The sequence below is a fragment of the Terrirhizobium terrae genome (genome assembly GCF_030323265.1).
Lineage (GTDB): Bacteria > Pseudomonadota > Alphaproteobacteria > Rhizobiales > Rhizobiaceae > Neorhizobium.
Genome location: NZ_CP104992.1, coordinates 3,157,801 through 3,171,953 on the forward strand (window position 1 = coordinate 3,157,801; position 14,153 = coordinate 3,171,953).

Sequence of the window (14,153 nt, forward strand, 5' to 3'; positions counted from 1 at the left end):
ATTGATTGCTTTTCGTGCATTGATTTGGGTCAATTGCCCGGGTTTGACCTGCGCGCTATCGTCGCAGCGCTTGAGGTTGTAGCCATAATTGGCAAAACGCAAATCCCTCTGCAATCCTTGAGGTTTTTGCTCCTGTTAATAATTGTGCGAGATAATTTCGCTGCTGCAGCATGGTTGCTTCCCCTGCGTTTCCGGCATTCTGGCGTGGTGTGCGACATTTCGTCGTCTTTCACGCCGCTATGCGTGTGCGGTGCGCCGTTAAAGCACTTGCGTGGGGGCTCGGCTGCGCTAGTCACGGGCTTGTTTGCAATGCACGTTCGCTTGCCGTGCACTGATTAGAATAAAGTGCTTCCCGGCGCTTATGCAGGCAGGGATGGAATATCATGAGTGAACTCCTCGCGTCGTATATCCCGATTGCTATCTTCATCGGAATCTCAATGGTCATTGGCCTGGCGCTTCTGGTTGCGCCGTTCGCCGTTGCCTACAAGGCGCCCGATGCCGAAAAGCTTTCCGCTTACGAATGCGGATTCAATGCTTTCGATGACGCGCGCATGAAGTTCGACATCCGATTCTATCTCGTGTCGATTCTCTTCATCATCTTCGACCTCGAAGTCGCCTTCCTGTTCCCTTGGGCTGTGTCCTTCGGCGAAATGGGCTGGTTCGGCTTCTGGTCCATGATGGTCTTCCTTGGTGTGTTGACCATAGGCTTTATCTATGAATGGAAGAAAGGAGCGCTGGAATGGGAGTAGTCGATAGCGGCAGCACCCTCGTTGCGCCTCAGCCCAAAGGCATCATCGATCCGAACACCGGCAAACCGATCGGCAGCGATGACGTTTTCTTCGGTGAGATCAACAACGAACTCGCCGACAAGGGCTTCCTTGTCACCTCGACGGACGAGCTGATCAACTGGGCCCGTACCGGCTCGCTGATGTGGATGACCTTCGGTCTGGCCTGTTGCGCCGTGGAAATGATGCAGCTTTCCATGCCGCGTTACGACGTCGAGCGTTTCGGCTTTGCGCCGCGCGCCTCGCCGCGCCAGTCCGACGTCATGATCGTCGCCGGCACGCTGACCAACAAGATGGCGCCGGCGCTCCGCAAGGTCTACGACCAGATGCCGGAACCGCGCTACGTCATTTCGATGGGCTCCTGCGCCAATGGCGGCGGCTATTATCATTATTCCTATTCCGTCGTGCGCGGCTGCGACCGCGTGGTACCGATCGACATCTACGTGCCGGGCTGTCCCCCACGGCAGAAGCACTGCTTTACGGCGTGCTCCTGCTGCAGAAGAAGATCCGGCGCACCGGTACGATCGAGCGCTGAGGGCTTGAGGAGGATATCATGACTGAAGCCCTGACCGATCTTTCCACCTACATCCGCGAGGCGCGTCCTGCGCTGGTCGATGATGCGATCCTTGCCTATGACGAGCTGACGCTCGTCACCAATGGCGACAGCATCATCGAGCTCCTGACCTTCCTGCGAGATGACCCCCGCTGCGGTTTCGTCAGCTTCATCGATATCTGCGGTGTCGACTATCCGGCGCGCGCCAAGCGCTTCGATGTCGTCTATCACCTGATGTCGCCGAAGCAGAACCTGCGCATCCGCATCAAGCTCGCGACGACTGAAGACGAAGCTGTTCCGTCTGCTTTCCCGGTCTTCCCCGGCGCCGACTGGTTCGAGCGCGAAGCCTGGGACATGTACGGCATCCTCTTCACCGGCCACCCGGATCTTCGCCGCATCCTCACGGATTACGGCTTTGAAGGTCACCCGCTGCGTAAGGATTTCCCGACGACCGGCTTCGTCGAGGTTCGCTATGACGACAGCGTCAAGCGTGTCGTCTACGAACCCGTCGAGCTTCGCCAGGAATTCCGCAACTTTGACTTCATGAGCCCTTGGGAGGGAACGGATTACGTTCTCCCGGGCGACGAGAAGGCCAAGACGTAAAGATCTGACGCTGGCGCGAACCCGCGCCGGACGCCGCCACGTTTTTCCCCGCCCGGACGCCTGAGCGCCGGCATGGAGCAACAGCATGACTGAGCATAACGTTCGCAACTTCAACATCAACTTCGGGCCGCAGCACCCCGCCGCCCACGGCGTTCTGCGCCTCGTGCTGGAGTTGGACGGTGAAATCGTCGAGCGCGTCGATCCGCATATCGGTCTGCTTCACCGCGGTACCGAAAAGCTGATCGAGACGAAGACCTATCTGCAGGCCGTTCCTTACTTCGACCGCCTCGATTACGTCGCGCCGATGAACCAGGAGCATGCCTATGCCCTGGCCGTTGAAAAGCTGCTCGACATCAAGATCCCGATCCGCGGCCAGTTGATCCGCGTTCTCTATTCGGAAATCGGCCGCATCCTGTCGCATCTCCTCAACGTCACGACCCAGGCCATGGACGTCGGCGCGCTGACGCCGCCGCTCTGGGGCTTCGAGGAACGCGAGAAGTTGATGGTGTTCTACGAGCGTGCCTGTGGCGCTCGCATGCACGCTGCCTATTTCCGTCCGGGTGGTGTCCACCAGGATCTCCCGGTGGAACTGGTCGAGGACATCGGCAAGTGGTGTGACGAATTCCCGTCCAAGCTCGACGATATCGACGATCTTCTGACCGGCAACCGCATCTTCAAACAGCGTAACGTCGATATCGGCGTCGTCAGCCTCGACGATGCCTGGGCCTGGGGCTTCTCCGGCGTTATGGTGCGCGGTTCGGGCGCCGCATGGGATCTGCGCAAGTCGCAGCCCTACGAATGCTATTCCGAGCTCGATTTCGACATTCCGATCGGCAAGAACGGCGACTGTTACGACCGTTACCTGATCCGCATGATCGAGATGCGCGAAGCCTGCAAGATCATGAAGCAGTGCGTCAATCGCCTGCTCGGCGACGCCAAGACCGGTCCGGTATCGTCGGTCGACGGCAAGGTCGTGCCCCCGAAGCGCGGTGAGATGAAGCGTTCGATGGAAGCGCTGATCCACCACTTCAAGCTCTATACGGAAGGTTATCACGTGCCGGCCGGCGAAGTGTATGCGGCCGTCGAAGCGCCGAAGGGCGAGTTCGGCGTGTTCCTCGTCGCCGACGGCACCAACAAGCCGTATCGCTGCAAGATCCGCGCCCCGGGTTATGCGCATCTGCAGGCAATGGATTTCGTCTGTCGCGGCCACCAGCTCGCGGACGTTTCCGCGGTGCTGGGCTCGCTCGACATCGTGTTTGGTGAGGTGGACCGCTGATGGTTCGAAAGACCGTCACCATGTCTGCCTATGCTGGCGAGGCCGCTTCTTCAGCGGCTGCGCGGCGTGTCTCAATTACTGATAAGGCGTGAGAAAGAATGTCCGTTCGTCGACTAGCCGAAGAACAGTTCCAGCCCGCTAACTTCGCCTTCAGCGAAGAGAATGCGGCATGGGCCGAGGCAACGATCAGGAAATATCCGGAAGGCCGGCAGCAGTCTGCCGTCATCCCGCTGCTCATGCGAGCGCAGGAGCAGGACGGTTGGGTTACGCGCTCCGCGATCGAACACATCGCCGCCAAGCTGGACATGCCCTATATCCGCGTCATGGAAGTGGCGACCTTCTACACCCAGTTCCAGCTTAAGCCGATCGGCACCCGTGCGCACATCCAGGTATGCGGCACGACGCCCTGCATGCTGCGCGGCTCCGAAGACCTGATCAAGGTCTGTCAGCGCAAGATCCATCACGATCCGCTGCATCGCAACGAGAGCGGCACGCTCTCTTGGGAAGAAGTCGAATGTCAGGGCGCCTGCGTCAATGCGCCGATGGTCATCATCTTCAAGGACGCCTACGAGGACCTGACGCCCGAGCGTCTTGAAGAGATCATCGACCAGTTCGAGGCAGGCAAGGGCGCCGAGATCAAGACCGGTCCGCAGATCGACCGTCACGAGTCCGCCCCTGAAGGCGGCGCGGTGACGCTGCTCGACGACATCAAGCCCGTCCGCACCAATCTCGAGCCGAAGCCCGAGCCGGTGGAAGACGCAGCACCCGTTCCTCCCGCTGAGGCCGCCCGTCCCAAGGACACGGCACCGGAAACCGATCCCAAGCTGAAGACCCCGGTCACCGCACCGAAGGCTGCCGCGAAGAACGCCAAGGCTGCTGAAGCCGAAGGTTCCGCCGCAAAAGCCTCCAGCACCCCGACCGACAAGACGCCCGGCAGCACTGCCGAAGGCGCACCTGTCGCACCCAAGGCCGCTGCAGCACCGAAGGCTGAAAAGCCGTCGCTCGAAGACAAGAACCGTCCGAAGGGCATCGAAAAGCCGGAAGCTGTCGACGACCTCAAGCTCATCTCCGGCGTCGGCCCGAAGATCGAGGGCACGCTCAACGAACTCGGCATCTACACCTTCGCCCAGGTCGCGGGCTGGAAGAAGGCTGAGCGCGACTGGGTCGACGGCTACCTGAACTTCAAGGGCCGCATCGACCGTGACGACTGGGTCAAGCAGGCCAAGGCGCTCGCCAAGGGTGGCGAAGCCGAATACATTAAAGTCTTCGGCAAGAAGCCGCGCTGAGAGGTGAAACATGCTTAAGGATCAGGATCGCATCTTCACCAACATCTACGGCCTCAAGGACAAGTCCCTGAAGGGCGCGATGAGCCGTGGCCACTGGGATGGCACCAAGCAGATCATCGAAAACGGTCGTGACTGGATCATCAACGAGATGAAGGCCTCCGGCCTTCGCGGTCGTGGTGGTGCAGGCTTCCCGACCGGCCTGAAATGGTCCTTCATGCCGAAGGAATCTGACGGTCGACCGCATTACCTCGTCGTAAACGCCGACGAATCCGAGCCCGGTACCTGCAAGGACCGCGAAATCATGCGCAACGATCCGCATACGCTGATCGAAGGCTGCGTGATCGCCGGTTTCGCCATGGGCGCCCACACGGCCTATATCTATGTTCGCGGCGAATACATGCGCGAGCGCGAAGCCCTCCAGGCCGCGATCGACGAATGTTATGCCGCCGGCCTTCTCGGCAAGAACAACAAGAACGGCTGGGACTACGACATCTACGTCCACCATGGCGCGGGGGCCTATATCTGCGGCGAAGAGACGGCGCTGCTCGAAAGCCTCGAAGGCAAGAAGGGCCAGCCGCGCCTGAAGCCGCCGTTCCCGGCCAACATGGGCCTCTACGGCTGCCCGACCACGGTCAACAACGTTGAATCCATCGCCGTTGCCCCGACCATCCTGCGTCGCGGCGCCGCCTGGTTCTCGGCCATCGGCCGTCCGAACAATGTCGGCACCAAGCTGTTCATGGTTTCCGGCCATGTCGAAAAGCCCTGCACCTTCGAAGAGGCGATGGGCCTGTCCTTCCGCGAGATCATCGAAACCCATTGCGGCGGCATTCGCGGCGGCTGGGACAACCTGCTCGGCGTCATTCCGGGCGGCGCATCCTGCCCGATCGTGCGCGGCGAGGACATGGCCGACGCGATCATGGATTTCGACGGCATGCGCGACGTCAAGTCGTCCTTCGGCACCGGCGGCATGATCGTCATGGACAAGTCGACCGACGTCATCAAGGCGATCTGGCGCATCGCGGCCTTCTTCAAGCACGAGAGCTGCGGCCAGTGCACGCCGTGCCGCGAAGGCACCGGCTGGATGATGCGCGTTCTTGAGCGCATGGTCCGCGGCAACGCCCAGAAGCGTGAGATCGACATGCTGTTCCAGGTCTCGAAGCAGATCGAAGGCCACACGATCTGCGCGCTCGGCGATGCTGCCGCCTGGCCGATCCAGGGTCTGATCCGCAACTTCCGCCCCGAGATCGAGGCACGGATCGACCAGTACACATACAATGCGACGTCTGAAGGCGCCGTCATGGAAGCGGCCGAGTAACGCACTGCTCAAGGCAGGCGACCGGTCGTTGAAATGGAAGAGTTCCGGGCTGCGGTCCGGGTTGAACACAGGACGTAAGTGATACGATGACGAAGCTGAAGGTAGACGGCAAGGAAATCGAAGTCCCGGATCATTTCACGCTGCTTCAGGCGTGTGAGGAAGCCGGCGCCGAGATCCCGCGCTTTTGTTTTCATGAGCGTCTGTCCGTGGCGGGCAACTGCCGCATGTGCCTCATCGAGGTGAAGGGCGGCCCGCCGAAGCCGGCGGCCTCCTGCGCCATGGGCGTGCGCGACATCCGCGGTGGTCCGAACGGCGAGCTGCCGGAAGTCTTCACCAACACGCCGATGGTCAAGAAGGCCCGCGAAGGCGTGATGGAATTCCTGCTGATCAACCACCCGCTCGATTGCCCGATCTGCGACCAGGGCGGCGAATGCGACCTGCAGGATCAGGCCATGGCCTTCGGTATCGACAGTTCCCGCTACGGCGAGAACAAGCGTGCCGTCGAGGACAAGTATATCGGCCCGCTCGTCAAGACCGTGATGAACCGCTGCATTCACTGCACGCGCTGTGTCCGCTTCACGACGGAAGTCGGCGGCATTTCCGAGCTCGGCCTGATCGGACGTGGCGAGGATGCCGAGATCACCACCTATCTTGAGCATGCGATGACCTCCGAGCTGCAGGGCAACGTCGTTGACCTCTGCCCGGTCGGCGCGCTCACCTCCAAACCTTTCGCCTTCACCGCCCGTCCGTGGGAACTCGGCAAGACGGAATCGATCGACGTCATGGACGCCGTCGGCTCCGCCATCCGCGTCGATACCCGTGGCCGTGAAGTCATGCGCATCATGCCGCGCGTCAACGAGCAGGTGAACGAGGAGTGGATCTCCGACAAGACCCGTTTCATCTGGGATGGCCTGAAGACCCAGCGTCTCGACCGCCCCTACGTCCGCAAGGACGGCCGCCTGCAGCCCGCCACCTGGGGTGAAGCGTTCGGCGCCATCAAGTCCGCCGTTTCCGCCACGTCCGGCGCCAAGATCGGCGCGATTGCCGGCGACCTCGCATCCGTCGAGGAAATGTACGCGCTGAAGGAGCTGCTCGGTTCGCTCGGTTCGGAAAATCTCGACTGTCGCCAGGACGGGACGGCGCTCGATCCGTCGCTCGGCCGTGCAAGCTACCTTTTCAACCCGACGATCGAAGGCATCGAACAGGCCGGCGCGTTGCTCATCATCGGCGCCAACCCGCGCCTTGAAGCGGCCGTTCTCAACGCCCGTATCCGCAAGCGCTTCCGCCGCGGCAACTTCCCGATCGGCGTGATCGGCGAAGTCAGCGAACTGCGCTACGCCTATGACTATCTCGGCGCCGGCACCGAAACGCTCTCCGATCTAGCATCGGGTGCAAACGGCTTTGCCGAAAAGCTGCGTGGCGCCAAGAACCCGATGATCATCGTAGGGCAGGGGGCTCTGTCCCGCCCCGATGGTCTGGCCGTCCTTCAGGCCGCAGCCCAGCTCGCCGGTTCTGTCGGCGCATTGACGGAAGAGTGGAACGGTTTCGCCGTCCTCCATACGGCGGCATCGCGCGTCGGTGGCCTCGACCTCGGCTTCGTGCCGGGTGCAAAGGGTGCCGATGCCGCAACCATGCTGCGCTCGATGGACGTTCTCTTCCTGCTCGGCGCAGACGAGATGAACTTCTCGGCCAAGTATGCCAAGTGCACCGTCTATATCGGCAGCCATGGAGATGCGGGCGCAATGACCGCCGACGTCATCCTGCCGGGTGCGGCCTATACTGAAAAGTCGGGCACCTGGGTCAACACCGAAGGCCGCGTCCAGATGGGCAACCGCGCCGGCTTCGCGCCGGGCGAAGCCCGCGAGGAATGGGCGATCATCCGCGCGCTCTCCGACGTGCTCGGCAAGAAGCTTCCGTTCGACAGCCTCTCGGCGCTGCGTGCGAAGCTCTACCAAGCTCATCCGCATTTTGCCGCGATCGATGAGATCGCCAGCGGTTCCGTCAACGACATCGCTTCGCTCGGCCAGAAGGCCGAAGGCATGTCGAAGGGCGGTTTCACCTCGCCGGTGAAGGACTTCTATCTGACAAACCCGATCGCTCGCGCATCTGCCGTCATGGCGGAATGCTCGGCGCTGGCCCGCAACAATTTCCAGGCTGCGGCGGAGTAATATGAATATGGACTCGTTCTTCTGGACCTATGTCTGGCCTGCACTGATCATGGTTGGTCAGTCTCTGCTGCTCCTCGTCTGCCTGCTGATCGTGGTGGCATACGTCATTCTCGCCGACCGCAAGATCTGGGCCGCCGTCCAGCTGCGCCGCGGCCCGAATGTCGTCGGCCCCTTCGGCCTGTTCCAGTCCTTCGCCGACCTGATGAAGTTCGTCTTCAAGGAGCCGATCATCCCGGCCGGCGCCAACAAGGGCGTCTTCCTTCTGGCGCCGCTCGTCTCGGTGACTTTGGCTCTGGCCACCTGGGCGGTGATCCCGCTCAACGACGGCTGGGTCATCTCCAACATCAATGTCGGAATCCTCTACGTCTTCGCGATCTCCTCGCTCGAAGTCTACGGCATCATCATGGCCGGCTGGGCGTCGAACTCGAAATACCCGTTCCTCGGCGCGCTGCGTTCCGCCGCACAGATGGTGTCCTACGAAGTCTCGATCGGCTTCGTCATCGTCGCCGTTCTTCTCTGCGTCGGCTCGCTGAACCTGACGGATATCGTCTATGCACAGCAGGACGGTCTCGGCACCAAGCTCGGTCTGCCGAACTCCTTCCTCGACTGGCACTGGCTGTCGCTCTTCCCGATGTTCGTGATCTTCTTCATCTCGGGTCTGGCTGAAACCAACCGCCCGCCCTTCGACCTTCCGGAAGCGGAATCCGAACTCGTCGCCGGTTACATGGTCGAATACGCGTCGGCCCCGTACATGATGCTGATGCTCGGCGAATATGCCGCCATCATGCTCATCTGCTCGCTGACGACGATCCTCTTCCTCGGCGGCTGGCTGCCTCCATTCGATTTCTGGCTCATCAACTGGGTCCCGGGCATCATTTGGTTCCTGCTCAAGGTCGCCTTCGTCTTCTTCATGTTCGCCATGGTGAAGGCATTCGTACCGCGCTACCGCTATGACCAGCTCATGCGTCTCGGCTGGAAGGTCTTCCTTCCCCTGTCGCTCGCCATGGTCGTCATCGTAGCATTTACGCTGAAGCTGACGGGATGGGCATGATCATGACCTCCCAGGCTTCTGGCATTACTGGAGAATAAGATGGCTATTGCACAGGCTATCAACTCGCTGTTCCTGAAGGAATTCGTCGGCGCCTTCTTCCTGTCGATGCGGTATTTCTTCAAGCAGAAGGCCACGATCAACTATCCCTTCGAGAAGGGCCCGGTCTCTCCGCGCTTCCGCGGCGAACACGCATTGCGCCGTTATCCGAACGGCGAAGAGCGCTGCATCGCCTGCAAGCTGTGTGAGGCGATCTGTCCTGCTCAGGCGATCACCATCGAGGCAGGCCCGCGCCGCAATGACGGCACCCGCCGCACGGTGCGTTACGACATCGACATGGTGAAGTGCATCTATTGCGGTTTCTGCCAGGAAGCCTGCCCGGTCGACGCAATCGTCGAAGGTCCGAATTTCGAGTTCTCGACGGAAACCCGCGAGGAGCTCTATTTCGACAAGGCGCGTCTTCTGGAAAACGGCGACCGCTGGGAGCGGGAAATCGCCCGCAATATCGCAATGGACTCGCCTTACCGTTAAGGCGCGTCCGCCGGCAGCCAGGCGGCGCCGGCTCATCAGAGTTTAGTTCCGATGCTTGAAATTCCGCATCGGTCAGGCGGGTAGGGCGAGAGGCCCGATCCCGACGAGGGACGAGAAGGCACCACTATGGGTCTGCAGGCTATATTCTTCTATCTGTTCGCGTTCGTCGCCGTGGCGTCGGCGTTCATGGTCGTCTCGGCCAAGAACCCGGTTCACTCGGTGCTGTTCCTGATCCTGGTCTTCTTCAACTCGGCGGGTCTCTTCCTGCTGACGGGGGCGGAATTCCTCGCGATGATCTTGCTGGTGGTTTACATCGGCGCGGTCGCGGTTCTCTTCCTCTTCGTCGTCATGATGCTCGACATCGACTTCGCCGAACTGCGCTCCGGCATCGTCCGCAACGCGCCGGTGGGCGTTCTGGTCGGCCTGATCGTCGCGGCCGAGCTGATCGTCGTCATCGGCGGCAGCGTGCTGACGCCGGAAGCGGCGCAGTCGATCACCATGCCGATCCCGAACCCGGCGGAACGCACGAACACGGCAGCGCTCGGCGACGTGCTCTATACGAATTACGTCTACTTCTTCCAGCTCGCCGGCATGGTGCTGCTGGTCGCGATGATCGGAGCGATCGTTCTGACGCTGCGTCACCGCCAGAACATCAAGCGGCAGGATATTTCCCGCCAGGTCGCCCGCACGCCGGAGACCGCCGTCGAGGTGGTCAAGGTGAAGGCAGGCCAGGGCCTCTGAGGAAAAAGGAATAGAAAAATGGAAATCGGTCTTTCCCATTACCTCACGGTCAGCGCCATCCTCTTCACGATCGGCGTGTTCGGTATCTTCCTGAATCGCAAGAACGTCATCATCATCCTGATGTCGGTCGAACTGATCCTGTTGTCGGTCAACCTCAACATGGTGGCCTTCTCGTCTTTCCTGAACGACATCGTCGGCCAGGTCTTCGCATTGTTCATTCTGACCGTCGCGGCTGCGGAAGCCGCCATCGGTCTCGCAATTCTCGTCGTCTTCTACCGTAACCGCGGCTCGATCGCGGTCGAAGACGTCAATATGATGAAGGGCTGATCGGGTCATGATCTACAAGGCAATCGTCTTCCTTCCCCTGATCGGCTTCCTGATCGCCGGCCTGTTCGGCCGCCAGATCGGCGCCAAGGCATCCGAATACGTCACCAGCGGCCTGATGATCATCGCCGCCATCCTGTCGTGGATCGTCTTCTTCAACGTGGCGCTTCACCACGGTGAAGCCGGCGAAGTAATCAAGGTCTCCGTCCTGCGCTGGATCCAGTCCGGCGGCATTGACGTCGAATGGTCCTTCCGCGTCGATACGCTGACCTCGATCATGTTCGTCGTCGTCAACACCGTCTCGACGCTCGTGCATATCTATTCGATCGGCTACATGCACCACGATCCGCATCGGCCGCGCTTCTTCGCCTACCTGTCGCTCTTCACCTTCGCCATGCTCATGCTCATCACGGCAGACAACCTGCTGCAGATGTTCTTCGGCTGGGAAGGCGTGGGTCTGGCATCGTATCTGCTGATCGGCTTCTGGTATACGAAGCCCTCCGCATCGGCTGCCGCGATGAAGGCCTTCATCGTCAACCGCGTCGGCGACTTCGGCTTCATCCTCGGTATCGGCGGTGTCTTCGTCCTGTTCGGCTCGATCAGCTTCGAGACGATCTTCGCAGCCGCCGCAACCTACCTCCCGGCAGAAGGTGCCGCTGACGCGAATGCCGTCATCGCCAACTTCTTCGGCATGGAGCTGACCAAGAGCACCGCGCTCACCGTCACCTGCCTGCTGCTCTTCATGGGCGCGATGGGCAAGTCGGCGCAGTTCCTGCTGCACACCTGGCTGCCGGACGCGATGGAAGGCCCGACCCCGGTCTCGGCCCTCATTCACGCCGCAACAATGGTCACCGCTGGTGTCTTCCTCGTCGCCCGCATGTCGCCGCTGTTCGAACTGTCCCATGATGCGCTGACCGTCGTCACCGTCATCGGCGCAATCACCGCCTTCTTCGCGGCGACAGTCGGCCTCGTGCAGAACGACATCAAGCGCGTCATCGCCTATTCGACCTGCTCGCAGCTCGGCTACATGTTCGTCGCGCTCGGCGTCGGCGCCTATGGCGCGGCCGTCTTCCACCTCTTCACCCACGCCTTCTTCAAGGCGCTCTTGTTCCTTGGCGCCGGCTCGGTCATCCATGCCGTCGATGGCGAACAGGATATGCGCTACATGGGTGGTCTGAGGAAGCACATCCCGATCACCTTCTGGATGATGACGATCGGCACGCTGGCGCTCACCGGCGTCGGCATTCCCGGCACCATGCTCGGCTTTGCGGGCTTCTTCTCCAAGGACGTGATCATCGAAAGCGCCTATGCCGCCCATTCCTCGGTCTCCGGTTTCGCCTTCGTCCTTCTCGTCATTGCCGCGCTGTTCACCAGCTTCTACTCCTGGCGCCTGGCCTTCCTGACCTTCTTCGGCAAGCCGCGTGCGAGCCATGAAGTGATGCACCACGTCCATGAGAGCCCGCTCGTCATGCTGGCGCCGCTCTATATCCTCGGCGTCGGCGCGGTCTTCGCCGGTGTCGTCTTCGAAGGTTATTTCTTCGGCCATCACTACGAGGAATTCTGGAAGGGCGCTCTGTTCACGCTTCCGGAAAACGAGATCCTTGAGCACTTCCACCACGTGCCGCTCTGGGTGAAGTGGAGCCCCTTCGTCGCTATGGCGACCGGCTTCCTCACCGCCTGGTACTTCTACATCAAGTCGCCGGAAACCCCGAAGCGCCTGGCTGCCTCGCAGCGCGTGCTCTACGAATTCCTGCTCAACAAGTGGTATTTCGACGAACTCTATGACTTCCTCTTCGTCCGCTCCGCCAAGGCGCTTGGCCGGTTCCTGTGGAAGAAGGGTGACGTCGCCGTCATCGATACCTACGGCCCGAACGGCGTTGCCGCCCGCGTGGTCGACGTCACCAACCGGGTCGTCAAGCTGCAGTCCGGTTACCTTTACCATTACGCCTTCGCAATGATGATCGGCATCGCCGCCCTCGTCACCTGGATGATGCTCGGGAGCTCTATGTAATGACCGACTGGCCAATTCTCTCGACGGTCACCTTCCTGCCGCTGGTCGGCGTGCTTCTCCTCCTGTTCATGAACGGGGAGGGGAAAACGGTCGTCGCAACGTCCTGAACATCTCGCTCGCGACCACGGTCGTGACCTTCATCCTGTCGCTCTTCGTCTGGATCGGTTTCGATAATTCCGATGCCGGCTTCCAGATGGTCGAGAAGCATGCCTGGCTCGGCACGGGCATCGCCTATCACCTCGGCGTCGACGGCATTTCCATGCTGTTCGTCATCCTCACCACCTTCCTCATGCCCTTCTGCGTGCTGGCAAGCTGGCAGGCGATCGAGAAGCGCATCAAGGAATACATGATCGCCTTCCTGCTTCTGGAAGTGGTCATGGTCGGCGTCTTCGTCGCGCTTGATGTCGTGCTCTTCTACATCTTCTTCGAAGCGACGCTGATCCCGATGTTCGTCATCATCGGCGTGTGGGGCGGCAAGGATCGTGTCTACGCATCCTACAAGTTCTTCCTCTACACGCTGCTCGGCTCGGTGCTGATGATGCTCGCCATCATGGCGATGTACTGGAACGCCGGCACGACCGACATTCCGGAACTGCTGAAGCACGGCTTCCCGGCCGGCATGCAGACCTGGCTCTGGCTCGCCTGCTTCGCCGCCTTCTCGGTCAAAATGCCTATGTGGCCGGTCCACACCTGGCTTCCTGACGCGCACGTACAGGCACCGACCGCGGGCTCGGTCATCCTGGCCGGCGTCATGCTGAAGCTCGGCGGCTACGGCATGATCCGCTTCTCGCTGCAGATGTTCCCGCTCGCGTCGGATTACTTCGCGCCGCTGGTCTTCGCGCTCTCCGTCATCGCCATCATCTACACCTCGCTGGTGGCGCTGATGCAGGAAGACATCAAGAAGCTGATCGCCTATTCCTCGGTCGCCCACATGGGCTACGTGACCATGGGCATCTTCGCAGCCAATGCGCAGGGTCTGCAGGGCGCCATCTTCCAGATGCTGTCGCACGGCATCGTCTCGGGCGCGCTCTTCCTTTGCGTCGGCGTTGTCTATGACCGCCTCCACACCCGCGAGATCGCGGCCTATGGCGGTCTCGTCAGCAACATGCCGAAATATGCCGTCGCCTTCATGATCTTCACCATGGCCAATGTCGGTCTGCCCGGCACGTCCGGCTTCATCGGCGAATTTCTGACGATCATCGGCGTCTTCCGCGTCAACACCTGGGTCGCGCTCTTTGCTGCAACCGGTGTCATCCTGTCGGCCTCCTATGCGCTGTGGCTCTACCGCCGCGTCATTTTCGGGCCGTTGGATAAGGAAAGCCTCAAGAGCCTTCTCGACCTCTCGGGCCGCGAAAAGCTCATCCTCTACCCGCTGATCGTGCTGACCATCTTCTTCGGCGTCTATCCGGCCCCGGTCTTCGATGCGACCGCCGCCTCGGTGGACCTCGTGGTGAACAACTATTCCGCAGCCCTGCAGGCGGCGGCGAACCTTGCACTCAACGTGCAGTGAGA

At 61.0% G+C, this 14,153-nt stretch carries 11 protein-coding genes and 2 pseudogenes; all 13 read left to right on the plus strand.

All coding sequences use genetic code 11. The features are described 5' to 3' along the window. The first annotated feature begins 383 nt into the window (after positions 1-383). The 13 genes and pseudogenes from N7E02_RS23405 to N7E02_RS23465 all read left to right on the plus strand — a co-directional run bounded on the left by N7E02_RS23405 (position 384) and on the right by N7E02_RS23465 (position 14,151). The gene (locus N7E02_RS23405) at positions 384-749 is read left to right on the plus strand and encodes an NADH-quinone oxidoreductase subunit A (protein WP_286579979.1); all 366 of its coding nucleotides are present in this window, start codon (positions 384-386) and stop codon (positions 747-749) included. After that, positions 740-1,320: pseudogene (locus N7E02_RS23410) on the plus strand (NuoB/complex I 20 kDa subunit family protein). The gene N7E02_RS23405 and the pseudogene N7E02_RS23410 overlap by 10 nt, the downstream one beginning before the upstream one ends. Before the next feature lie 18 nt (positions 1,321-1,338). Further along, entirely contained in the window at positions 1,339-1,941 is a 603-nt protein-coding gene (locus tag N7E02_RS23415) for an NADH-quinone oxidoreductase subunit C (RefSeq protein WP_286579980.1), read from the plus strand. Between the two features lie 85 nt (positions 1,942-2,026). Continuing rightward, entirely contained in the window at positions 2,027-3,217 is a 1,191-nt protein-coding gene (locus N7E02_RS23420; RefSeq protein ID WP_286579981.1) for an NADH-quinone oxidoreductase subunit D, read from the plus strand. Between the two features lie 98 nt (positions 3,218-3,315). After that, positions 3,316-4,503 carry an NADH-quinone oxidoreductase subunit E gene (locus tag N7E02_RS23425; RefSeq protein WP_286579982.1) on the plus strand — a complete coding sequence of 396 codons (1,188 nt, stop codon included), beginning with the start codon at positions 3,316-3,318 and terminating at the stop codon, positions 4,501-4,503. 10 nt (positions 4,504-4,513) lie between these two features. Then, positions 4,514-5,818, plus strand: a complete 1,305-nt coding sequence (nuoF, locus tag N7E02_RS23430; protein WP_286579983.1) for an NADH-quinone oxidoreductase subunit NuoF — start codon at positions 4,514-4,516, stop codon at positions 5,816-5,818. 86 nt (positions 5,819-5,904) lie between these two features. Continuing rightward, the gene (gene nuoG, locus N7E02_RS23435) at positions 5,905-7,986 is read left to right on the plus strand and encodes an NADH-quinone oxidoreductase subunit NuoG (RefSeq protein WP_286579984.1); all 2,082 of its coding nucleotides are present in this window, start codon (positions 5,905-5,907) and stop codon (positions 7,984-7,986) included. A 7-nt stretch (positions 7,987-7,993) separates the two neighbouring features. Next, positions 7,994-9,037 carry an NADH-quinone oxidoreductase subunit NuoH gene (gene nuoH, locus N7E02_RS23440; protein WP_286583998.1) on the plus strand — a complete coding sequence of 348 codons (1,044 nt, stop codon included), beginning with the start codon at positions 7,994-7,996 and terminating at the stop codon, positions 9,035-9,037. A gap of 39 nt (positions 9,038-9,076) precedes the next feature. Next, entirely contained in the window at positions 9,077-9,565 is a 489-nt protein-coding gene (gene nuoI, locus N7E02_RS23445; protein ID WP_286579985.1) for an NADH-quinone oxidoreductase subunit NuoI, read from the plus strand. Between the two features lie 126 nt (positions 9,566-9,691). Next, a complete protein-coding gene (locus N7E02_RS23450) occupies positions 9,692-10,306 on the plus strand; it encodes an NADH-quinone oxidoreductase subunit J (protein WP_286579987.1) in 615 nt (204 codons plus the stop codon). A gap of 18 nt (positions 10,307-10,324) precedes the next feature. Then, a complete protein-coding gene (gene nuoK, locus N7E02_RS23455; RefSeq protein ID WP_093003032.1) occupies positions 10,325-10,633 on the plus strand; it encodes an NADH-quinone oxidoreductase subunit NuoK in 309 nt (102 codons plus the stop codon). Between the two features lie 7 nt (positions 10,634-10,640). Further along, positions 10,641-12,641 (plus strand): NADH-quinone oxidoreductase subunit L, encoded by a 2,001-nt coding sequence (nuoL, locus tag N7E02_RS23460; RefSeq protein ID WP_286579989.1) that lies wholly within the window; start codon positions 10,641-10,643, stop codon positions 12,639-12,641. Then, positions 12,641-14,151, plus strand: a pseudogene (locus N7E02_RS23465) (NADH-quinone oxidoreductase subunit M). Before nuoL ends, N7E02_RS23465 begins: the two are co-directional and overlap by 1 nt. Positions 14,152-14,153 lie beyond the last annotated feature (2 nt).